This window comes from Halorubrum aquaticum, assembly GCF_900113615.1.
Classification (GTDB): Archaea; Halobacteriota; Halobacteria; order Halobacteriales; family Haloferacaceae; genus Halorubrum; species Halorubrum aquaticum.
This window is the reverse complement of record NZ_FOPZ01000003.1, coordinates 213,818-235,409: the sequence shown is the minus strand read 5'-3', so window position 1 is coordinate 235,409 and position 21,592 is coordinate 213,818. Positions and strand designations below refer to the sequence as shown.

Sequence of the window (21,592 nt, the reverse complement as noted above, 5' to 3'; positions counted from 1 at the left end):
CGACCATCGCCAACGACCCGGCCGCTCGGCCGTCCGTCGTCGCGAGCGCGGCGAACGCCGCCAAAGCCCCAGCCGCGGCAACGCCGCCGGCGACGCCGCTGTGAGAACGGTCGAGATACGGACCGAGCCAACAACGTGAAACGCGCCCGTCCCCAACCGGTGGACATGGACAGCGACGCGCGTTCGACCGGATCGGACCTCCTCGCGGCCGCCGCGGTGGGCGCGGTGGGCGCGGTGGCGGGCAAACGACTCCTCGCCCGGCTCACCCGCGGTCGGCTCGGCGACGCCGAGGAGTACAACGTAGCGAAGGTGTCGGTGTCGGGCCCGATCTCCCGGGACCGGGGCCGTCCCTCGCCGCTGTCGGGCCCCGGCGGCACGACCGCCGAGGAGGTCGTCGAACAGGTCGAGGCGGCCGACGACGACGAGGACGTGGAGGCGCTGCTCGTCGAGATCAACACCCCCGGCGGGGAGGTCGTCCCCAGCGACGACATCCGGCGGGCGGTGGCCGAGTTCGACGGACCGACGATGGCGTACGCGACGGACCTCTGTGCCTCCGGCGGCTACTGGATCGCGAGCGGCTGTGACGAGCTGTGGGCCCGCGAGGGGAGCCTCGTGGGCTCGATCGGCGTCGTCGGCTCGCGACCGAACGCGGCCGGGCTGGCCGACAAGCTCGGGATCTCCTACGAGCAGTTCACCGCCGGCGAGTACAAGGACGCGGGCGTCCCGTTACGGGAGATCGAGGAGGACGAGCGCGAGTACCTCCAGTCGCTCATCGACGGCTACTACGAGCAGTTCGTCGAGACGGTGAGCGAGGGGCGCGAGATGGACCCCGAGGCGATCCGCGAGACGGAGGCGCGCGTCTACCTCGGACCCGACGCGCTCGACATCGGCCTCGTCGACGAGCTCGGCGTCGAGTCGGAGGTCGAAGGCCGGATCGCGGAGGCGATCGACGCCGACGTGGAGGTCCGGGAGTTCACGCCCGAGCGCGGGCTCGCGGAACGGCTCGGGATCGGCGCGGAGCGCGTCGCGTTCGCCGCAGGCAACGGCGTCGCCAGCGTCCTCTCCGGCGACGGCCGCGACGTCGAGGTCGAGTTCCGCTAGGGCGGCGTCGACGGTCGGACCGCTACGGATCGAGTCGGCCCGAGCCGCGAAGGACCGCCCCGTCGCCGGCAGCGGCGTCCCGATCGACCCCGACCTCCAACCCGAACGCGCGAGCGACCGCGATCGCGCTCGCGACGTGGTCGGTCACCGCGGGCACCCGGACCGCGCCGCCGACGAGCGCCAGCCACGGGACGAACTGGTCCGCGAGGTGGGCGTCGACGACCCCGGGCCCGGCGCGCCACTCGCGGAAGCCGTCGACCGCCTCGCGAGCGACCGTCTCGGACGGGACGCCGGCCTCGCCGAGCGCGGAGAACCCGGCGGTCGGGACCGACCCCGGGGTTCGATCCCCGCCGACTCCGTCGTCTCCGTCCTCGCCGCCCGAGACGACGCGGAGCACGATCACCGCCCCGGTCGAGTCCGTCTCGACGTACCGCGCGGAGCGGGAGCCGACGGTCACCCCGTCGTCCGCGAGGCGGTCGCCCGCCTCCCGGACCATCCGGTCGGCCACGTCGGCCTCGAGGAGGTCGGCTGAGGCGACCGCAGCCGCGTCGATCCGGTCGATCCCACGGGGTTCCGCGACCTCGATCGGGTCCGGGGTCGACGGCCCGAGCGTCAGCCGGATCTCGCCGCCGCCGGCCGGGTAGAACCCGCGGCGGAGCGCGTCGAGTCCGACGGCGAGACCGTGGGCCCGAAGCGCCGGGAGCGTCACGCCGGCGAAGTACTCGAGCGGCGGGGACCACGCCACGTCGGTCCCGCCGGCGATCCGCAGTCGGACGGTCCGCTCGGCGACGAGCGCGGCAGGGAGGACGGTCGAGGCGACGAGGGTCGCGCTGCCCGCGGTCCCCACGTCGACGGTCGGTTCGGCCGCGGTTTCATCGCCCGCGTACGGGTTCCTCGCAGTTGCTTCGTCGTCCGCCACGGATCCGGGCTCGAAGGTCACCCGCTCGCTCCCGAGTTCGACGCCGGTCGTGTCGCCGTCGGCGACGAGACGCGCGGCCTCGAGGCACGCGACGTGCTGGGACTTGAGCCCGGGCTCGGGGCGGTTCCCGCGGAGGTCGTCGATGCGGACCGGATCGCCGGTCGCGATGGAGAGCCCGAGGGCGGTCCGAAGGACGCCGCCGCCACCCTCGCTTCCGTCGACGTCGATCATGGGCGGGCTGGGGCGGGAGGGGGTTTGTGCCTGTCGGCCTAACCGAAAGGACGGAGAGGGTTTTTTACTCCGTCGGGGTGTGGACTCACCCGTGACGACGCTGGTGATCTGCGTGGACCGCTCGGGAACGATCGGACGGGCCACGAACGTCCCGATGCCGGTCGCCGGCTGGGAGGCCGTGCGCTCGCTCGTCACCGACGCGGGGCTCGCCGACCCCGAGGACGCCAGCGTCAACTGCCTGCTCGAGGCGCTTCGGGTCGCCCGCGACCTCCGCGACGAGCGCGAGGACGCGGTCGTGGCCGTCGTCTCGGCCGAGAGCGAGAGCCCGGTGGGCGCCGACCGCTCGATCGCCGCCCAGCTCGACGACCTCGTCGACCGCTACGCCCCGAGCGCCGCCATCGTCGTCGTCGACTCCGCGGAGGACGAGCGCGTCCTCCCGATCGTCGAGTCGCGGATGCCGGTCGACGGCGTCGACCGCGTCGTGGTCCGGCAGGCTCGCGACATCGAGTCGACCTACTACCTGTTGAAGCAGTTCCTCGCCGACGAGCAGCTCCGCTCGACCGTGCTCGTCCCGATCGGGATCGCGCTGTTGTTGTTGCCCGTGTTGTTCGTCCAGTTCTCCGCTCCGGCCGCGGTCGCCGGCGTCGCCGGCCTGCTCGGTGCGGCGCTCCTGTACAAGGGGCTGGGGATCGACAGGCTGGTCGCGGGGATGCCCGAGCGGGTGCGGGAGGCGCTGTACGCCGGGCAGGTGTCGGTCGTGACGTACGTCGTCGCCGGCGGACTCTCGCTCGTCGGGGGCTTCTTCGGCGTGCTGGCGGCCACCGACCTCGGGGACGCGCTCCTGACCGTCCAGGCGATGGAGTTCACCTACGCGGCCGTCCCGTGGCTCGCGGTCGCTGGCGTGACCGCGGCGGTCGGCCGCCTGCTCGACGAGCTGATCCGCGACGAGGGGATCCGGACGCCGTACCTCAACCTCCCGTTCGTGATCGTCGCCGTCGCGCTCGTCGTGCGCGGGTTCGCCGGCTACTTCCTCGAACAGGAGGCGCTCCTCGAACCGACGGTCGTCGCCGGCTTCACGGTCGCGCCCGCCCAGCGGCTGGCGGCGTTCATCGTCGCCGGCGTCGTCGTCTCGCTCGTCGGGGTCAAACTCGCGAGCGACGTGGGGACCGAGACGTTGGAGGAGGTCATCGAGACGGACGCGGACGCCGACGCGGACCGCGGGACCGAAGGCGAGTGAGCGCGTGAACGCGTGAACCAGTCGGCTTCGGGAGCGGGCGGAGGAGCCGGTCGTGGGACCGAACGCGAGTGGTCGGGTTTTTGTCCGTTCGGGTCGCCCCGGTGGACATGGACGTCTACGGACTGATCGGCAACCCGGTCGAGCACTCGCTTTCGCCGCCGATGCACGAGGCGGGCTACGAGGCGCTCGGCATCGACGCGCGCTACGTCACCTTCGAGCCGGCCCCGGACGACGCCGCGCGGGCGGTCGAGGGCGCGGCCACGCTGGGCGTGGCCGGACTCAACGTCACCATCCCGTTCAAGCGGGACGTGCTCGAGGCCGTCGATCCGGACCCGCTCGCGGAACGGATCGGCGCGGTGAACACCGTGGTCTTTCCCGACGGCGGGGAGGGCGGGATCGACGGGGACGGAACCGACGGTGACGGGGGCGGAACGCCCCGCGGCTACAACACGGACGCGGCGGGCGTGACCCGGTCGTTCGAGCGCCACGACGTGTCCCTCGACGGGACCGACGCGGTCGTCGTCGGCGCGGGCGGCGCGGGGCGCGCGGCGGCGTTCGCGCTCGCCGACGCCGGCGCGAGCGTCCACGTGGCCAACCGCACGACCGAGCGGGCGGTCGAACTCGCCGCCGACGTGCCCGGCGCGACGGGCGGCGGGCTGGACGGGCTCGCCGAGCGGGTACCCGCCGCCGACGTGCTCGTGAACGCCACGAGCGTCGGCATGGAGGAGGACGCGACGCCGGTGCCGGCCGACCTGCTCCACGCCGACCTGGCCGTCCTCGACGCGGTCTACACGCCGACGGAGACCCGACTCCTCCGCGAGGCCGCGGCGGCAGGCGCGACGACTATCGAGGGCGCGTGGATGTTGCTCTTCCAGGGCGTCGAGGCGTTCGAGCGCTGGACCGGCGAGGACGCGCCGGTCGAGGAGATGAACGCGGCGCTTCGCGAGCGACTGGAGTGACCGCCCGGGTCGTCTTATAGCACGGAGGGGCTCGCCAGCAGCCCGGCCGTGAGGATCAGCCCGACCGAGAGCCCGGCCGCTCCGTAGAAGAACGGCTTCGCGTCGCGGGCGGGCTCACGGAGTTTGCCGGTCTCGAGCCCGTCGAGGAGCTTTCCGCTCGCGACTTCGACGAGTCCCGTGATCACGAACCAGAGCGCGAGCATCGTGAGCACGAGGTGGCCCCGGCCGGTGCCGGTGAGCGACTCGACGGTGTAGAGGGTCCCGGCCATGTGTCCGCCGGACCCGAGGAACGCGAGCGCCGCGATCCGCGATATCCACCGGAGCCGGCCGACCACCGCGGTGAGCGCGTCGCTTCCGACGTCGCCGCGGGTCGCCGGCGGGACCACGGCGAGCGCGACGAACAGCACGCTTCCCGTCCAGAGCACCGCGAACCCGACGTGTACGGACCACATGACCGCATCGAGGATCGACATGGCAGATCGTGTGCCTGCGACGACTTAACCGCGGCGAGACCGGCACCCGAGGCTTCCGCGGGCGGATCCGTCGCGGGCCTTTAAATATCGGGCGCGTGTATCGGAACCCAATGGCCCTGCTGAAGAAGATCAAGGAGAAGCTCGGGTTCGGGAGCGACTCGTCAGACGGCGAGAGCGGGGAGACGACGGTGACCGTCGAGCGGGACGCCGACGGAAGCGAGCCGGTCGAGGAGAGCGAAGCGATCGACGGGGACGAACCGGTCGAGGAGGACGAAGCGACCGATAGGGACGAACCGGCCGACGGGAGCGAAGCCGACGACACGAAGACCGCGGCCGCCGTCGCGGACGGGGAGGAAGCCACCGAGGACGAAGAGGAGATCGAGGACGCGGTCGCCCGCGAGGACGAGACCGACGCGGCGGGATCCGACGCCGACGCCGACACCGACGCGGCGGGATCCGACGAGGAGACGCTCGAGGACGGCGATGCCGCCGAGGACGATGCCGCCGAAACCGTCGAGGACGAATCGGCGGACGAGGTCGACGGCGATCCCGTCGACCGGATCAAGGGGATCGGCCCGGCGTACGGCGAGCGGCTCGGGAAGATCGGGATCGACACCGTCGAGGACCTCGCGGCGGCCGATCCCGCCGACGTGGCCGAGGGCGCGAGCATCGGCGAGAAGCGCGCCGCCAAGTGGATCGACCGCGCCAAGGAGTTCTGAGGTGGCTCCCGTCCGCGGTCCGATCCGACGACGCGAATGAGCGGCGATCCGGACCGGCGATACCACGTCGACGGCGAGGTCGTGCCCGCGGGGTCGGCGACGGTCCACGTCGAGGACCGCGGGTTCCGCTACGGCGACGCTGCCCGCGAGACCGCACGAGCGTACGGCGGAACCGTGTTCCGCTGGGACCGACACGCCGACCGACTGGCCCGGAGCTGTGAGGCGCTCTCGATCGACCACGGTCTCTCGGACGCGGAGTTGCGGGACCGGATCGACGAGACGCTCGAAGCGAACGGCCTGTCGGACGCGGTCTGTGAGGTCTCCGTCACCCGCGGTCGCCCGGCGAACGGGTCCGACCGCGACGGGACCGCAGACCGGTTCGATCCGCGAGTCGAGAGCGACCCGACGGTCGTCGTGGCGGTCCGTCCGCTTCCGAGGGGTGGGGTCGGGTCGGATCCGGTCTTCGACGAGCCGGCGACGCTCCAGACGGTCAAGACCCGGAAGACGCCGGAACGGGCGGTCCCGGCCGACGCGACGACTCACGCCCGGGTGAACGAGGTCCTCGCGCGGCTCGAACTCCGGGTGACGGGCGCGGACGAGGCGCTGCTTTCCGACGCCGACGGCGACGTCGTCGGCGGGGCGGACTCGACCCTCTTTTTCACCGACGGCGAGGGGCTCGAGACGCCCTCGCTCGACGGTCCGGTCGTCCCGCGCGTGGTTCGCACCGAGGTGATCGACGTCGCCGAGGAGGAGGGGATCCCGGTCGAGGAGGGGAACTACGCCCCGAGCGAGGTGCGCGAGGCCGACGAGGTCTTCCTCGCGAACGCGACGTGGGGGATCCGCCCGGTTCGGACGGTCGACGGGATCGCCGTCGACGGCGAGGGAGAGGGCGTCTCCGGCCCGCTCACGACGCTGCTCTCGCGGCTGTTCGACCGACGCGTGGAGGCGGCGTGTTACGACGGCGACACGCCGCAGACCCGAACGGACCCGTCATCTCGCCCACAGGACTATCCGGCTCGGACCCGTAGATCGGGGATGGCAGACGACAAGAGCGGCCGAGACAAACAGGCCCACGACGAGGAGCGACGCCAGCGCGAGCGCGAGATCGCCGCGGAACTCGAGCGGGGCGACGAGACCGAACCGCCGGTCGACGCCTCGACGCTCGCCTACTTCGAGACGGAGCTCGAATCCGTGGAGTTCCCGGCGACGGGGGCCGAGGTCGTCTCCGCGGTCGGCGACCGCGAGATCGAGTCCGTCGTCGAAACGTACACGATCGCGGACCTCATCCCGGACGCGCCGGCGGAGTCGTTCGACTCGCCCGCCGCGGTCAGGAACCGCATTCAGCGACCGACCGTGGCCACGGCGATGAAGCGGGTCGTGGAGGCGGTCGCGCGACTCCCGAACGCCGAGACGAGCCGGTCACAGCGAGAGGCCTACGAGCGGACGTTCCGGGCGCTCGCGGACGTCGACGGTGACGACGACGACGAGGCGATCGACGCCGTCGCCGACTGGATCGTCGATCGGGTGGCCGAGAAGGAGCGTGTTCCGGGCTCTCGAGACGTTCGACGGCAGGCGGCGAAGGTCTGCCGGGAGAACGGGTACGCGATCCGAAACGACGAGTGGCTGGGGATCTGAGTCCGAGCGCCCCGAGCGCCGGGACCGCGATCCCGACGGCACCGACGGGATCGACGGACTCGAACGCGCAACGTTCAAATCGAGCGCGGGCCACCGAAACGTATGGACGCGGACCGGCGGATCGCCGCCCTCGACGAGGTGCCGGAGGACAGCACGCTTCTCGTGACGCTCCGCCCGGTCGATCCGGACTCGGTCTCCGAGAGCGACGGCGACGTGGGCGCGGACGACGACGGGGGCGTCGAGGCCGAGGCGATCCTGCTCCGGCTCGACGGCGACATCTCCGCGTTCCGCAACTACTGTCAACACTGGACGGACGTGCGCCTCGACAAGGACGAGGGCGCGTTCGTCCGGAACGGCGAGGTGTTCTGTCAGAAACACGGCGCGACCTTCGAGGGCGGCTCCGGCTACTGTAACTTCGGACCCTGTGAGGGCGCGGTCCTCGAGGGCGTCGACGTGGCGGTCGACGACGGCGCGGTGTACCTCGCGGACGACGCGTACGAGTTCGTCCGGCGCGGGCCGAGCCGTCGCGACGACGACGCCGGCGACTCGCGGATCGACTTCACCGGAAACTAAAACCGCGTGCGGCCGCCCCCGGCGTCATCGCGGCCGAGCGCCTTCTTCAGGAAGTTCATCCACCGTTTCCGGTCGGCGGCAGCCTGCCGTTCCGCCTCGGTCTCCGGGTCCGGCGCGTTCAGCCCCTCCAGCGCCTCCAGCGCGCGGTCGATCCCGATGATCGACGCCGCGAGCTCCTCGCCGCGCTCGTAGCTCACCTCGTTCTCCTCGATGCGCTCGAGCCGCTCGAGCCGCTCGCGGCGGAGGTTCCGTTTCGCCCGCTCGACGCGGTCCCGCTCGCCCGGCGGGACCGTCTCCCGCCGCTTGATCTCGAAGACGAACGACTGAAGGTCGATCGGCTCCCCCTGGACCTCGATCTCCTCCGGGATCCGCGCGCCGACAGTGGCCGCCTCGCGCTCGACGCGCTCTAAGAGTCCCTTCCGCTCGTACTCTCTCACGACCGGGGCGTAGGAGGCGGTCGCACTTCGCTCCTTCGCCGTCGATCGTCCCGTGGTCCCGGGAAGGAACGACGTTAACCCGATCGGGCCGCGATCGGAGGTATGGAACCGCTCGAAACCGAACTCGACCGTGCCCGCGACCTCGACGTGGCCGAGCTGGCCGACGCGATCGAGTCGATCGGGTTCGAGTGCACGCGCTGTGGCGGCTGCTGTACGGGGTACGCCCCGGACGAACCGGGCGGGGCACCGGCCGGCGAGGGGGAAGGCGAGGCCGACGGCGAGGAGGTAGCCGACGGCGACCGCGCCGGCGACGACGACCGCGCCGGTGACGGCGACTGCCACGGCGACCGCGCCGGCGACGATCGCGAGCCGCACACCGCGACGGTCTTTCCCGACGAGGTCCGCGAGGTCGCCGACGCCGCCGAGGACGCCTTCGGCGAGGCGTACGACTGGCGCGACGTGGCCCGCCCCATGCCGTACGGGCTTTCGGAGGACGAAAACGGCGAGCCAGCGGGCGAGACCTTCGAATGGGCGCTCGCGACCGACGACTGCGGCGACTGTACCTTCTACGAGGAGACGGACGGACGGGGCGCCTGTACCGTCCACGACTCCCGGCCGCTCATCTGTCGGACCTACCCCTTCAGCGTCGCGCTCGGCGGGACGAGCCAGCCGATGGGCGAGGCGGTCGACGGCGAGGGGATGGTCCGCGCCCACGAGTGCGAGGGGCTCGGCAGGGAGATCTCCCGTGCGGACGCCGAGTCGCTGGCGGCGGCACTCAAGGAGCGGGCGATTCGGGAGCTGGAGGAAGCGATCGCGGTGCGTGACGGCTACGACCCGTCCGCCGCCGAGCGGGCCGACGGCGACGTCGTCGTCTTCGACTCCGAGGGACCGAAGAACGTGGACGGGACGCCGGTCGGCGGCGGATGAAAACGCCGGCCGCTCCCCTCACACCGCGTCCAGCGCCGCGTCGACGTCGGCGGCGATCGCCTCGCGCGCCGCCTCGTCCGGGAGCGTCAGCGGCGGCCGGACCGCCGGGTCCGGGATGAACCCGCGGTGGACGGCCGCGACCTTGGTCGCGGGCGCGAAGCCGTGCTCGCCACACCGGTCGAAGAGCGGGACGATCGCCCGGCGGTGAAGCCGCAGCGCGCGGTCGTCGTCGCCGGCGCGGATCGCGTCGCCGAGCGCGACGAAGACCTCGGGGATCACCTGCGAGAGCGCGTGTATCCCGCCGTCGACGCCGAGGGAGACGCTCGGATACAGCTGGGAGTCGAACCCCTGAAAGACGGTGAAGGAGTCGGGCGTCGCGCGGATCTTCGCGTCCAGCGCCGAGACGTCGCCGGTCGTGTCCTTCGCCCCGACGATCGACTCGTGGTCGGCGAGGTCGGCGAGCACGCCGGGGTCGATCGGCTCGCCGACCGTCGAGGGAATGTCGTAGAGGAAGACGGGAAGCGGGGCGTCGTCGGCGACGGCCTCGAGGAACGCCCGTTGGCCCTCGAGAGCGGTCGAGGTGTGGTAGTACGGAAGCGTGACGAGTCCCGCGTCGGCACCCACGGACTCGGCGAACGCGAGGCGGTCGCGCACGCCCGAGACCGTCGTGTCCGCCGCGCCCGCGATCACGGGGACGCGCCCGTCGACGGCCTCGGTGACGGTCTCGATCACGGTCCGGTACTCCGCGTCGGTCAGGCTGGCGAACTCGCCGGTCGTCCCGCAGGGGACGATCCCGTCGAGGCCGGCGTCGACGAGCGTCTCGGCGTGGCTCGCGAGCGCGTCGGCGTCGACGTCGCCGTCGGCGTCGAACGGCGTCACGATCGGGGGCGAGACGGCTCCGTGGCGGAACTCGGGTCCGGTCATGCGTGTCGATTCGGCAGGCCGTCACAAAGGCGTTCGTCCCTCCGCGGCGGTTGCCGGGAGTGAGGGGCCGGACGCGGGAGTCGAGGGCAGGGTTCGGATGCGGGAGTCGAGGGCAGGGTTCGGATGCGGGAGTCGAGAGCAGGGTTCGGATGCGGGAGTCGAGAGCAGGGGGTCGGACGCGGGAATCGAGAACGGGGTGGCCGAACGACGCTCGGGACACGCTCACGGGTCGGCGGCGGTACAACTATAATAGCCGGTCTCGACGTACCGGTCGGAGTATATCATGGAAATCTCCGAGAAGCTCCTTTGTCTGTTCAGCGCCGACGTCCGCGAGGAGGACGGCGAGTACGTCGTGGAAGTACCGCGCCGCGAGGTCGAGACCGGGTCCGTGGAGCCGGGCGAGACCTATCGGGTCGCGCTCATCGAGCGGGGCGGGACCGACGGCGGGGTCGCCGAGCGCGACGACGCGTCCACGTCCGCCGGCGACGGCCCGCAGCCGCCGGTCGAACCCGGCGAGATGCGGTACGTGGAGATCGAGGACCTCGGCAAGCAGGGCGACGGGATCGCCCGCGTCGAGCGCGGATACGTGATCATCGTCCCCGACACGGAGGTCGGCGAGCGCGTGAAGATCGAGGTGACGGAAGTGAAATCGAACTTCGCGGTCGGCGAAGTGATAGACGAGGACGTCTAGACGGACCGAGTCGGCGAGTTCGGTCCGCGAGGCGTTTCCTTCCGGCGACTCGTTTCCCCGTGAGTCGGTGGCCTACTCGTCCGCGATCCGGGCGTCCCAGTAGGAGACCGAGGCGACGTAGTCGCCGGGGACCGTGTTCCCGATCAGTTCGTCGACGGCCCGGAAGGGTTTCGCGACGACGCTCGGGAGCCCGCGGTAGAACCCGTAGGGCAACACGAAGTCGTGTTCCTCGCCCGCGAGAGTCATGTCGACTTCCCCGAGCAGGTCCGCGACCTGTCGTTCCGAGTAGAGCCGGGAGCCCATCGGGAGCAGCCACGTGTACAGCACCCGGAGGCTGCGGGCGTTGAACGTGTCGAAGAACACCTGCTCGCTGCTCACCCGGCGGAGCTCCCGCATGAACTCGAGCGGGTCGTCCATCAGGTGGAAGAAACGCATCGCGACCACCGAGTCGAAGTGGTCGTCGGGAAACGGCAGTCTGGAGGCGTCACCCCGCAGGAACTCGACGGTGCCGGAGAGGCCGGCGTCGGCCGCGTTCTCGCGGCCCTGTTCGAGCATCTCCCTGGAGATGTCGAGTCCGACGATGTCCGCTCCTCGGTCGGCGAGCATGGTCGTGAACCGACCGGTGCCGCAGGCGACCTCCAACACCCGGTGGCCGTCGTCGATCGGTCCGAGCGCGGAGAGCACCGCCTCCCTCTCGCGCCGGTCGATGAGGGCCCCGCCGCCCGAAAAGCGGAGGTCCTCGTACTCCTCGGCGACCTCGTCGGCCTGATACCAGTCCTGACCCTTCACGTTGTCTCCGGTGGACGCCGAACGACCAAAACCGTACTGGATGTGCGTCGCCGGAAGCCGTCCTCGTCGCCCCGACCGCTCGGGGGCCGACCGGATGGCCGCGGGAGCGGCCGGGCGATCGTGATATTAACACCTTATATAATAACGATCGTATACTTCCATATGTAGCCAACCTTTACCACCGATCGGGAGTTTTTCCGGACGTATGAGTACCAGTCCCGTGGGATCAGCCGAAACAGACCGTCTCTCCGAGAGCGAATACCGCGACCGCCTGCGCGAACTCCCGCCGAGCGCCAAGCTCGTCGCGAAGGTCCTGGAGGGCGACGCGCCCCTCTCGCAGGGCGGACTCGCCGAGGAGTCGCTCCTGCCCGACCGCACCGTTCGCTACGCGCTCAACCGTCTGGAGGAGGAGGAGCTCGTCGACTCCCGGTACAGCTTCAAGGACGCCCGCAAACAGGTCTACTTCCTGACGGTCTAGTTCGGATCGACCGCGCTCGTCGTCTCACCACGGAGCCCTTTTTTATCCTCGACCCGATGGACACGCGTATGGACCTGTCGGTCGTCGTCCCGACGCTCAACGGTCGGGACCGGTTAGCCGCCTGCCTCGACGCGCTGGCGGCGCATGCGCCCGACACGGAGGTGGTCGTCGTCAACGGCCCGTCCGCTGACGGCACCACCGGAATGGTTCGCGACCGCGACGACGTCGACGTGCTCGTCGAGATCTCCGACCGGACCGTCAACGTCGCCCGCAACGCCGGCATCGAGGTCGCGAGCGGCGACGCGGTCGCGTTGGTCGATTACGACAACCGGATCGACGAGTCGTGGCTCGAGGGCGTCCGTGAGGGGCTCGCCGACGCCGACGTGGTGACCGGACCGGTCCGATCGACCGAGTCCGAAACCGACGAGGACGGAAGCGGTGACGGAGGGGACGGAAGCGGTGACGGAGGGGACGGAAGCGGTGACGGAGGGGACGGAAGCGGTGACGGAGGGGCCGAAAGCCCGGACGGTCCGGAGCGCCGCCGGATCGCGGGTCGGTCGGTGACGTACTTCGCGGGCGGGAACGTCGCGTTCCGCCGGGAGACGCTCCGTGACCTCGACGGGTTCGACGAGTACCTTCGGGTCGGCGGCGCGCGGGACGCCGCCCACCGGCTCGCGCGGATGGACCGCGAGGTCGCCTGGCGTCCCGGGATGGCGGTTCGTGAGGAGCCGCCGAACCCGACCGCGGCCGACGGCGGACGGACCGCCCGCGACTGGGGCTGGAAGTACCGGGCGCTCGCGTACCGGCTCGTCAAGAACTACGGGGTCCGCCCGACCGCGCTCGCCCGGACGGGCAAGCACGCGGTCACGGACGCGGTGGACGTCGCCCGCGACGTGGTCCGCGGCGAGGCCACGCCCTCGGGGTGGGTCTCGAACGGCCGCGACGTGCTGACCGGGATCCTCTCCGGGGGTTCGGACGGACTCGTCGCTCGGGCACGCGACCGAAGCCCCGCGCGCAACCCGAACGGCGTCTCGACGCGCGCGGACCGCGCGGTGTCCCGGTACGACGCCCGGGAGTGAATCGGCGACCCCGCCGATGGGAGGGGGAAACGGCCGACTCCGTCCCCGCGCCTTTTACTTCCCTCGTCGCCAACGGTCGGTAACGAATGGGACTCACGAAGCGGATCATCCCCTGTATCGACGTCGACCTCGACGACGACGGCGACGCCGCCGTCTACACGGGGGTCAACTTCGAGAACCTGGAGTACACCGGCGACCCCGTCGAGCTGGCGAAGAAGTACAACGCCGCGGGCGCGGACGAGTTCGTCTTCCTCGACATCACCGCCAGCGCCGAGGGGCGCGAGACGATGCTCGACGTGGTGAACGCGGTCGCCGACGAGTGTTTCATCCCGCTCACGGTCGGCGGCGGCATCCGGACGAAAGCCGACATCAAGGAGACGCTCCGCGCGGGCGCGGACAAGGTGTCGATCACGACCGGCGCGCTCGAACGGCCCGAGCTCATCGAGGAGGGCGCGGCCGCCTTCGGCAGCCAGTGCATCGTCATCTCCGTCGACGCCCGGCGACGCCACGACGACGCGGGCGAGCACTTCTATCGGGACGCCGACGGCGAGGAGGTGTGGTTCGAGTGTACGAAGAAGGGCGGCCGCGAGGGAACCGGGATCGACGCCGTCTCGTGGGCGAAGGAGGCCGAGGAGCGCGGCGCGGGCGAGCTGTTCGTCAACTCCATCGACATGGACGGCACGAAGGACGGGTACGACGTCCCGCTGATGAAGGCGGTGTGTGACGCCGTCTCGACGCCCGTCATCGCCTCCTCCGGCTGTGGCGGCCCCGAGGACATGTACGAGGTGTTCACCGAGGCGAACGCCGACGCCGGCCTCGCCGCCTCAATCTTCCACTTCGGCGACTACTCCATCGAGGAGACGAAGGAGTACCTCGACGAACGCGGCGTTCCGGTCCGCCTGTAGGTCTCAGAAACGGACGTTCGATCAATATTCCGTCGAACGGTGTGGTTTCGACGGATCAGCCGACGGATCCTCTCCGATGGAGACGAACCAACAGCTATTATCCGATGGACCATGAACGATCATGTATGTCCACGTCACCGATGCGTGTTCGCGGCGAGCGGCCGGAGATCGTCTGCCGATCGGCGGGTGAGGAGTCCCCGGACGCCGAGGTGACGTTCTTCGAGGCCGACCGCGACCCCGACGAGCGGACGACGCGGTGGATCACGGTGCGGGCGGACGACTGCGTGCCGCGCGAGGAGTGGCGGTAGCGAAGACGTTCGGCGTGGCTTCGCGAGCGATCACTACCGCTTTATTATCGACCGCCAGCAACGCCCCATCCGACGTGAAATCCGGATGATACGGAGGTTCGTCTCGCGGTTCTCGAACCTGCTCCTCGTGCTCGGGTCCGTCGCCGTCGGCGTTCTCGTTCCACAGCCGTCGCCGTATCTCGATCCGCTGATCACGCCGCTCGTCGTGTTCCTCGTGTTCACGTCGCTCCGAGGGGTTCGGCTCGCGGCGATCGACTACTCGTCGTACGCCGCGGTGGTCGCCCTCTCGCTCTGTCTCTCGTACGCCGTGTTGCCGCTCGCGGGGATCCGTCTCGTCGAGTTCGCGTTCGCGGAGGCGGACGCGGCCGTCCTCGGGTTCGCGATCGCGCTCTCGGTTCCGACGACCGCGGGAAGCGCGATCATCTGGACGCGGCTCGCGCGCGGCGACGTACAACTGGCGACGATCACCTCGATCGCGTCGCTGCTCCTCGCGCCCGTGGCGACCCCCCTCGTACTCACCCGGCTCGTCGGCTCGCGGATCGCCGTTCCCACCGCGTCGATCCTCACGGATCTGGCCGTGATCGTGGGTGGCGGGGTGCTGCTCACGGCGGCCGTTCCGGCCGGCGCGTTGTCGGCCGACGCGATCGAGCGGGGGTCGACGCTCGCGATACTCCTCCTGATCTACACGGCCGTCGCCGGCGCGGGCGTCGGCGGGATCGACGCCACGGCGCTGCTCGCCGTCATCGGCGTCGCGGTCTCCCTCTTCGGTCTCGGTGCGGCGCTCGCCGTCGGCTGTCAACGCGCGTTCGGCATCGAACGAGGCCGGGCGTTCTCCCTGTTGTTCACCACGAACCTGAAGAACCTCGGGATCGCGCTGTTGGTCTCGATCCCGTTCGCCGACCCGCTGGTCACCGTCTCGATAATCGTCTACTACGTCGTCCAGCAGACCGGCGGTGCCGTGCTCGCGGACGCGACGTGAGACGGGGACCGTCCGCCGTCGACGCGCCCGAGCGCGCCCGAGCGCCGCAGCGGTGGATCCCCGCCGTCGACCGCCCCGGTCAGTCGTCGGCGGGAACGGGCTCGACCGCCAGCAGGTCGTGCGCGTCGAGCAGTCCGACCGTCGCCAGCCGGATGGCGTGGGGCCACCCCAGCGGCGTGGCGCTGTCGGGCGTCCCGTCGTCGAAGAACTGCTCGGGGAGGTAGCCGGTCGGCTCACACAGCGGGCCGTCCGGCGAGACGATCCCGAGCAGGTCGCGGGCGCGCTCGGCGAACCGCTCGGCCCGCGGGTCGTCGCGGGCGGCGAGCAGGGCCGAGAGCTCCCCGCAGGCGTGAGCGCCCCACGCGGTCGAGACCGTCCACACCTTCTCGACCGGCTGGTCGCCCCGCCGCCAGCCGTCACCTTCGTAGCGGAACAGCCCCGAGACCGCGTCGGTCTCGCGGGTCAGCCCGTCGACGACGCGGTCGACGTGTGAGACCAGCCGGTCGAGCCGCTCGTCGTCGACGCCGCCGGCTCCGGGCGACTCGTCGTTCCCGACCCTCCCGTCGTCGCCGAGCGCGTCGTACGCGCGGTGTGCGCTCGCGAGCGCGAGCGTCGCGGAGTCGATCCGGTCGTCGAGGTCGCCGTGGACCGTCTCGCGGAGCGCGTACCGGCCGCGGTCGGGGACCCAGAGGTCGTCGAGCGCGTCGTACACCTCTCGGGCCCGGCGGCGGGCGTGGGCGGCGGGGTCCCCGCCGAACCGGTCGGCGTCATCGACGAGCCCGTCGCCGTGACGCGCAAGCGCGCCGTACGCCTCGAGGAACGTCGCGGCGGTGTGCGTGAACCGGCCGCCGGAGTCCTCCCAGGCGTTCTGACAGACGACGGGGCGGCCGTCGTCCGCGAGGGTCGAATCGAGGCTCGCGAGCGCGTCGACGAGGGTCCGATCGAGTTCGTCGACATCGACTCCCGCTCCCCGCGCCCGCGCGAGAAAGGCGATGACGCTGCCGGTCTGGTCGGCCTGGTAGTCCACGTCGGGACCGTCCTCGATGCGCGCGTTCGCCCAGCCGGGCGCGAGCGCGCCGTTCCGCGGCCAGACGCGGTGCGGCCAGGAGCCGTCGGGTCGCTGGGTCTCGACGTACATCTCGGCCGAGCGGGCGTGCCAGTCATCGAGCCCGAGCCCGAGCCGGTCGTCCGACTCGAGGAGGAACGTCGCGATCTCGGCGTCGTCCCGGAACCAGGTGTAGCCGTAGCCGCCCGAGTGCTGGTAGTGCGGGTCGAAGTCGGGGCCGGCGATCCGCAGGCCGCTCTCGGCCGACAGCAACGACAGCACCCGCAGGTCCGCGACGACCGACTCGCGCTCCGGGGTCGACGCGGAAACCGTCGGGACCGTGTCGGCGGCGGCGTCCGCCAGCGCCTCCGGGGAGTCGAGCTCGGCGAACAGCGTCGAGAGGCGGCCCCGGGCCTCCTCGCAGGGCGTCTCCGAGCCGTCCGTGAGCAGCGTGCCGACGGTCGTCGTCCCCCCCTCGAAGGGGGCTTCGATGACGACCTCGCCGGAGAGCCGCTCCTCCTCGTAGCGGGCCGCGCCGCGGTCGCGGGGAAGGTCCATCGGCGCGTCGTCGAGCACCTCGGGGAACGTGGGCGGGAGCTGGCCGCGGAGGTCGGCGAGGCCGGTGGCGCTCGCGAGGAAGTCGTGCTCGTCGGCGTGGTACACCTCGACCGCGTCGTCGTAGCGGAGCTGTCCGACGCGCTCGTCGCGGCCGTCGGGGGCGAACGCCGCGTACGCGACGAGCACGAAGTCGTCGGCGTCGAGGCCGGCGTCCGGCGCGGGGTCGACCGTCGCGCGCGTGAGGTGGGCGTCGCCGACCGTGAGGTCGTACCGGCGCACGGTCGCGCGGTCGGTCTCGTGGACCGTCTCGACGAGCGGCGTGTCGTCGACGTAGCGCTGCCGGGAGCGGGACGCCTCGAACCACGTCACGTCGCCGTGGACGGCCAGCCCGAACCGCGAGCGGGAGAGCCCGCTCCCGCCGGTGAGCGGGTACCCGAAGTCGCGGAGTCCGCCGTCGGGATCGACGTGGACGAGCCGGCCGTCCCCGCCCGTGAACCGTCCGGTTACGGTACGTCGCTCGCCGGCGAAGAGCCGGTCGTCGCCCGCGTTGCGCTTGTAGTCGTCGAGCGCGTCGCGTAGTTGCATTGGTCGAGGGGACGTGTCGAGTAGGAATGAATCTTTGGTGAAATTATCAATCACGATTTTTCACGACGGAAACCCTCAAGCGAGTCCGCTTCCGGATGGGAGTATGCACGAGCCCGGACCGCCGCGAGCGACGAGCGTCGGTCGGTCGGTCGAGTTGGCCCCGCGCGACCCGGACCCGTCGGGACGCTACGAGTGGACGTTACTCGAGACGCCCGCCGACGGCGACGACATCGACATCGACGGCGGCGTCGACGACGACGGAGGTGACGGCGACCGCGCTGACGACGTCCTCGAGCCCGGCGAGACGGGCCGTCCGGACGACCCGGTCGTTCACCTCCACCCGGACGCGCCGGGGACCTACGTCCTGCGGCTCGACGCTCCCGACGGGACACACCGGCAGCGCGTGCTGGTCTTCCCGGACGAGCGACGCGAGACCGAGATCCGCGTGCCGGCGGGCGACCTCCCGGTCGAGGACGACGCGGTCGATCGGGTCTCCTTGCTGTGGCGACACAACGACCGACTGCTCGCGCGCGACCGGCCGACGCGCGAGGGCGACGAGTGGGTCTACCGGACCCGCGTCCCGCCCGGCCGTCACGGCGTCGGGTTCGTCGCCAACGACGACCGCGCGACCGAACGCCACGTCGTCCACGAGGTCGAGGGACCGGGACGCCCCCGACTCTCGCTCGACGGACGGATCGAGGCGGCCGAGGGAGTCGAAACCGGCGACGCCAGCGATGCCGACGATGTCGACCGTCGCCGCCTCGTCGTCGACGCGGAGGTCGGCGTCCCGCGGGACTCCGACATCGATCCGGAGGACGTCGACGTGACGTTCCTCGTCGACGACCGGGACGCCGACCCCGGGACCGTCGAACGGGTCGAGGGGTTCTCGGACGGACACGCGCTCGCCGTGCCCCTCGAGGAACTGGACGGAGTCGACGACGGGCTCAGGATCCACGCCGTCCCGCACGCGGAGCGGCACGGCGCGATGGCGACGGTCCGGGTCGAGCCGGACGGGGACGGGTCGGCGGCGGCGGGACCGGTGACCGTCACGAACCCGCACGCCCGACCGGCGTGGGCGGAGTCGCCGACGGTGTACGAGGCGTACGTCCGGTCGTTCGCGGGCGACACGCTCCCGACGACGTTCCGGGAGATCGAGCGGCGGATCCCCTATCTGGAGGGTCTCGGGATCGACGCGCTCTGGTTGACCCCCGTGCTCGCCTCGCCGACCGAACACGGCTACCACGTCACCGACTACTTCGAGACGGCCGACGACCTCGGGTCGCGGGCGGCGTTCGAGTCGCTCGTCGACGCCTGCCACGACGCCGGGATCCGGGTCGTCTTCGACCTGGTGATCAACCACACCTCCCGGGACCACCCGGCGTTCCAGCTCCACTCGGCCGGCGTCCCGGCGTACGCCGACCGCTACCGCCGGGCCGACGCCGCCGTCGACGTGACGGGGATCGACTGGGCGGCGCTGCCGGCGGGCGAGGTCCCCGAGTACCACTTCGACTGGGGGCGGATCCCGAACCTGAACTACGACGACCCGGCCGTCCGAGCGTGGATGCTGTCGGTCGTCGACGAGTGGGCGAGCGTGGTCGACGGGTTCCGCGCGGACGTGGCCTGGGGCGTCCCGCACGGGTTCTGGAAGGAGGTCGCCGACCGCGTCCCCGACGGCTTCCTGCTGCTTGACGAGACGCTCCCCCACGACCCCTTCTACGGCGAGGGGGAGTTCGACCTCCACTACGACACCTCGCTGTACGGGACGTTGAACGCGGTCGGCGCGGGGCGGGAGTCGGCCGACGCGCTGGCGGACGCGTTCGAGCGCGCGCGCTGGCTCGGGTTCGACGACCCGAGCGCGCAGTTGCGCTACGTCGAGAACCACGACGAGGACCGATACCTGGCGTCACACGGCGAGGCGGCGCTGCGCGCGGCGGTCGCGGTGACGTTCACCCTCCCGGGCGCGCCGATGGTGTATGCGGGCCAGGAGCGCGGCAACGAGACGACGCGCGGGCCGTTCCGCTGGCACGACGGCGACAACGCGCTCACGGCGTACCACCGGCGGCTCTCGGCGCTCCGGGACGCCGAGCCGTCGCTTCGCTCCGGGACGGTCGACTTCGCGGCCGGAGCGGAGGCGATCGAGGTCGTCGACGGCGACCCGGACCGAGTGACCGCGTACGCACGGGCCGTCGATCCGGCGCACACGGAGGGAACCGCCGACCGGCTGCTCGTCGTCGTGAACTTCGGCACGGGATCCGCGACCGTCGCGGTCCCGGATCGGATCGACCGGGAGCTGTTCGCCGACCAGCCCGTCGACGGGGACGTGACGGTCGAGAGCGTCGCGGTGCTCGCGTGAGGCGGCCGCTTCGTCCGTCACCGACCGGTATAAGTGTCGCCTCCTCCCGTTCGACGTATGGACGACCGGACGCTGGCCGACCTCCTCCGTCGGTTCGGGCTCTCCGAGAAGGAGACGGACACGTACCTCGCTCTCCTCGAGTACGGCGAGGCGAAGGCCAGCACCGTTGCCGACGCCGCCGGCGTCTCCAAACGATACGTGTACAGCGTGAGCGAGTCGCTCGCGGACCGGGGGTTCGTCGAGGTCCACGACCACGCCGTGCCGACGACGATCCGCGCGAACCCCCCCGAGGAGGTGATAGAGCGGCTCCGGTCGGACGCGGACGCGATCCGGCCCGGGCTCGAGGAGCGGTATTCGCGGGCGGAACGTGAGACCGAACAGTTCGAGGTGGTCAAATCCCGCGTCACGGTCATCAAGCGGATCCGGTCGCTGCTCGAGGGCGCCGACGCTGAGTTGACGCTCTCGATCCCCGCGAAGCACCTCCCTACGGTCCGGGACGCGCTCGCGGACGCGCTCGACCGCGGCGTCCTCGTGTTGCTCATCGTCACGGACGTCGAGGACGCCGCGGAGGTCCGTGACGTTCTCGGGGGAACGGAGGGTCCGGAGGACTCCGTCGACCTCGTGACGATCGCGAGCGTCGTCAGAACCTGGAGCGAGGCGATGTCGACGATGCTCACCGTCGATTCGGCGCGGGGGCTCGTCGCGCCGCCGGAGCTGTTGCGCCGGTCGGACTCGGACCGCCAGGCGATCGCCTTCTCGCAAGCACAGCTCGCTCCCGTCATCGTCGGGGCGTTCATGGGCAACTACTGGCCCGCCGCCGACGAGGTGGCGCTCGCGGAACCGACCGCCCTACCGGTCGAGTACGAGGACTTCAGACAGGCGGTGTTTCAGGCCACGCTCCACCTCCGGGCCGGACGGACCGTCCACGCGACCGTCGCCGGGAGGTGGATCGACGAGGACGCCGAACCGGTGGAGGTGTCCGGTCCGGTCGGCTCAGTCAAACAGGCGATGATCGAGCCGACGAACAACGAGTTCCCCGTCGAGAACTCGCTCACCGTCGAGACCGACGAGGGGCCCGTCTCGGTGGGCGGACGGGGCGCGTTCGTCGAGGACGTGGAGGCGGAGCTCACTCGCCTGGCGGTCGAGTGACTCGCCGGCGGCTCAGATCCGCCGGTCCCGGAACGCGCGGATCACGTCCTGTCGAGCGATGAGCCCGACCAGAGTGCCGTCGTCGTCGACGACCGGCAGACGGTTGATGTCGGGGTCGCCGCCGGAGAGCAACTCGAGCACCTCGTCGACGTCGGCGTCGGGGGTCACCGTGGCCGGGTCGGCGGTCATCACCTCGGAGATGGGGCGGTCGGCGTTGCGGACGAGGTCGATCCCGAGGTCGAGGTCGGCCCACGGCGGCTTCACCTGATACGTCAGCGTGTCGACGAACGGCGGGAGCCCGATCGGGATCCACAGCGTCTCCTCCTCCGGTTCGAAGAGATCGACGAGGTCCGACTCCGTGATCACGCCGACGACCCTGTCGTCGTCGTCGACGACCGGGAACCCCGAGAAGGGGTTGCGGGCGAACTTGTGGAAGACGTCGCTCACGTCGTCCTCCGGGGAGACCGTCTTCACGTCCTCGACCATCAGGTCGCGTGCGTTCATACCGAACCCTCGCGGTCGCGGGTGGTAGGCGTTA

At 71.3% G+C, this 21,592-nt stretch carries 22 protein-coding genes and 1 pseudogene; 16 read left to right on the top strand and 7 right to left on the bottom strand.

Annotation, left to right across the window (positions count from 1 at the left end; translation table 11 throughout):
• The first annotated feature begins 165 nt into the window (after positions 1–165).
• On the top strand, positions 166–1,101 hold the full coding sequence (gene sppA, locus F3H10_RS04490; RefSeq protein WP_149783641.1) for a signal peptide peptidase SppA: 936 nt from the start codon (positions 166–168) through the stop codon (positions 1,099–1,101).
• A gap of 22 nt (positions 1,102–1,123) precedes the next feature.
• Here sppA and rtcA read toward each other — a convergent pair whose 3' ends face one another.
• On the bottom strand, positions 1,124–2,251 hold the full coding sequence (gene rtcA / locus F3H10_RS04485; RefSeq protein ID WP_149783640.1) for an RNA 3'-terminal phosphate cyclase: 1,128 nt from the start codon (positions 2,249–2,251) through the stop codon (positions 1,124–1,126).
• Between the two features lie 91 nt (positions 2,252–2,342).
• Between rtcA and F3H10_RS04480 the strand changes: the two genes are divergently transcribed.
• Entirely contained in the window at positions 2,343–3,488 is a 1,146-nt protein-coding gene (locus tag F3H10_RS04480) for a DUF373 family protein (RefSeq protein ID WP_149783639.1), read from the top strand.
• 107 nt (positions 3,489–3,595) lie between these two features.
• Positions 3,596–4,447, top strand: a complete 852-nt coding sequence (locus tag F3H10_RS04475; protein WP_149783638.1) for a shikimate dehydrogenase — start codon at positions 3,596–3,598, stop codon at positions 4,445–4,447.
• A 14-nt stretch (positions 4,448–4,461) separates the two neighbouring features.
• Here the strand turns inward: F3H10_RS04475 and F3H10_RS04470 are convergent, their stop codons facing one another.
• On the bottom strand, positions 4,462–4,920 hold the full coding sequence (locus F3H10_RS04470) for a transporter (protein WP_149783637.1): 459 nt from the start codon (positions 4,918–4,920) through the stop codon (positions 4,462–4,464).
• A 110-nt stretch (positions 4,921–5,030) separates the two neighbouring features.
• On the opposite strand from F3H10_RS04470, the gene F3H10_RS04465 reads away from it, so the two are divergent.
• From F3H10_RS04465 to F3H10_RS04455, 4 genes and pseudogenes are all read left to right on the top strand, one after another.
• Positions 5,031–5,639: a helix-hairpin-helix domain-containing protein gene (locus F3H10_RS04465; RefSeq protein WP_149783636.1), complete on the top strand. Its 609-nt coding sequence runs from the start codon at positions 5,031–5,033 to the stop codon at positions 5,637–5,639.
• A 36-nt stretch (positions 5,640–5,675) separates the two neighbouring features.
• Positions 5,676–6,605 (top strand): annotated as a pseudogene (locus tag F3H10_RS04460) (aminotransferase class IV); the annotation flags it as partial.
• 69 nt (positions 6,606–6,674) lie between these two features.
• Entirely contained in the window at positions 6,675–7,274 is a 600-nt protein-coding gene (locus tag F3H10_RS16605; RefSeq protein WP_223174198.1) for a DUF5789 family protein, read from the top strand.
• Between the two features lie 102 nt (positions 7,275–7,376).
• Positions 7,377–7,847: a Rieske (2Fe-2S) protein gene (locus F3H10_RS04455; RefSeq protein WP_149783635.1), complete on the top strand. Its 471-nt coding sequence runs from the start codon at positions 7,377–7,379 to the stop codon at positions 7,845–7,847.
• On the opposite strand, the gene F3H10_RS04450 is transcribed toward F3H10_RS04455, so the two are convergent.
• Positions 7,844–8,284 (bottom strand): DUF5788 family protein, encoded by a 441-nt coding sequence (locus F3H10_RS04450; protein ID WP_149783634.1) that lies wholly within the window; start codon positions 8,282–8,284, stop codon positions 7,844–7,846. The genes F3H10_RS04455 and F3H10_RS04450 overlap by 4 nt on opposite strands.
• A gap of 102 nt (positions 8,285–8,386) precedes the next feature.
• Here F3H10_RS04450 and F3H10_RS04445 point away from each other — a divergent pair, with 102 nt between their 5' ends.
• Positions 8,387–9,211 carry a YkgJ family cysteine cluster protein gene (locus F3H10_RS04445; RefSeq protein WP_149783633.1) on the top strand — a complete coding sequence of 275 codons (825 nt, stop codon included), beginning with the start codon at positions 8,387–8,389 and terminating at the stop codon, positions 9,209–9,211.
• Between the two features lie 18 nt (positions 9,212–9,229).
• Here the strand turns inward: F3H10_RS04445 and F3H10_RS04440 are convergent, their stop codons facing one another.
• Positions 9,230–10,135 carry a dihydrodipicolinate synthase family protein gene (locus F3H10_RS04440; protein WP_149783632.1) on the bottom strand — a complete coding sequence of 302 codons (906 nt, stop codon included), beginning with the start codon at positions 10,133–10,135 and terminating at the stop codon, positions 9,230–9,232.
• A 283-nt stretch (positions 10,136–10,418) separates the two neighbouring features.
• Between F3H10_RS04440 and F3H10_RS04435 the strand changes: the two genes are divergently transcribed.
• Positions 10,419–10,826: a TRAM domain-containing protein gene (locus F3H10_RS04435; RefSeq protein ID WP_149783631.1), complete on the top strand. Its 408-nt coding sequence runs from the start codon at positions 10,419–10,421 to the stop codon at positions 10,824–10,826.
• A 72-nt stretch (positions 10,827–10,898) separates the two neighbouring features.
• Here the strand turns inward: F3H10_RS04435 and F3H10_RS04430 are convergent, their stop codons facing one another.
• Entirely contained in the window at positions 10,899–11,615 is a 717-nt protein-coding gene (locus F3H10_RS04430; RefSeq protein WP_149783630.1) for a class I SAM-dependent methyltransferase, read from the bottom strand.
• A gap of 205 nt (positions 11,616–11,820) precedes the next feature.
• Here F3H10_RS04430 and F3H10_RS04425 point away from each other — a divergent pair, with 205 nt between their 5' ends.
• The 5 genes from F3H10_RS04425 (at position 11,821) to F3H10_RS04405 (ending at position 15,364) form a co-directional block, all read left to right on the top strand.
• The gene (locus F3H10_RS04425; protein WP_149783629.1) at positions 11,821–12,093 is read left to right on the top strand and encodes a MarR family transcriptional regulator; all 273 of its coding nucleotides are present in this window, start codon (positions 11,821–11,823) and stop codon (positions 12,091–12,093) included.
• Positions 12,094–12,161: 68 nt separating this feature from the next.
• Positions 12,162–13,172, top strand: coding sequence for a glycosyltransferase family 2 protein (locus F3H10_RS04420; RefSeq protein WP_149783628.1), 1,011 nt, complete (start codon positions 12,162–12,164; stop codon positions 13,170–13,172).
• Between the two features lie 86 nt (positions 13,173–13,258).
• Positions 13,259–14,077 carry an imidazole glycerol phosphate synthase subunit HisF gene (gene hisF / locus F3H10_RS04415; protein WP_149783627.1) on the top strand — a complete coding sequence of 273 codons (819 nt, stop codon included), beginning with the start codon at positions 13,259–13,261 and terminating at the stop codon, positions 14,075–14,077.
• A gap of 125 nt (positions 14,078–14,202) precedes the next feature.
• Complete coding sequence (locus F3H10_RS04410) at positions 14,203–14,385, top strand: DUF7511 domain-containing protein (protein ID WP_149783626.1); 183 nt, start codon at positions 14,203–14,205, stop codon at positions 14,383–14,385.
• An 85-nt stretch (positions 14,386–14,470) separates the two neighbouring features.
• Positions 14,471–15,364, top strand: a complete 894-nt coding sequence (locus tag F3H10_RS04405) for a bile acid:sodium symporter (RefSeq protein ID WP_149783625.1) — start codon at positions 14,471–14,473, stop codon at positions 15,362–15,364.
• A 79-nt stretch (positions 15,365–15,443) separates the two neighbouring features.
• Here F3H10_RS04405 and F3H10_RS04400 read toward each other — a convergent pair whose 3' ends face one another.
• A complete protein-coding gene (locus tag F3H10_RS04400; RefSeq protein WP_149783624.1) occupies positions 15,444–17,552 on the bottom strand; it encodes a glycoside hydrolase family 15 protein in 2,109 nt (702 codons plus the stop codon).
• A gap of 103 nt (positions 17,553–17,655) precedes the next feature.
• Between F3H10_RS04400 and F3H10_RS04395 the strand changes: the two genes are divergently transcribed.
• Both F3H10_RS04395 and F3H10_RS04390 read left to right on the top strand, forming a co-directional pair.
• Entirely contained in the window at positions 17,656–19,905 is a 2,250-nt protein-coding gene (locus F3H10_RS04395) for an alpha-amylase family glycosyl hydrolase (RefSeq protein ID WP_149783623.1), read from the top strand.
• A 57-nt stretch (positions 19,906–19,962) separates the two neighbouring features.
• Positions 19,963–21,054, top strand: coding sequence for a TrmB family transcriptional regulator (locus tag F3H10_RS04390; protein WP_149783622.1), 1,092 nt, complete (start codon positions 19,963–19,965; stop codon positions 21,052–21,054).
• 12 nt (positions 21,055–21,066) lie between these two features.
• Here F3H10_RS04390 and F3H10_RS04385 read toward each other — a convergent pair whose 3' ends face one another.
• Positions 21,067–21,558 (bottom strand): CBS domain-containing protein, encoded by a 492-nt coding sequence (locus F3H10_RS04385; protein ID WP_149783621.1) that lies wholly within the window; start codon positions 21,556–21,558, stop codon positions 21,067–21,069.
• Positions 21,559–21,592: the final 34 nt, after the last annotated feature.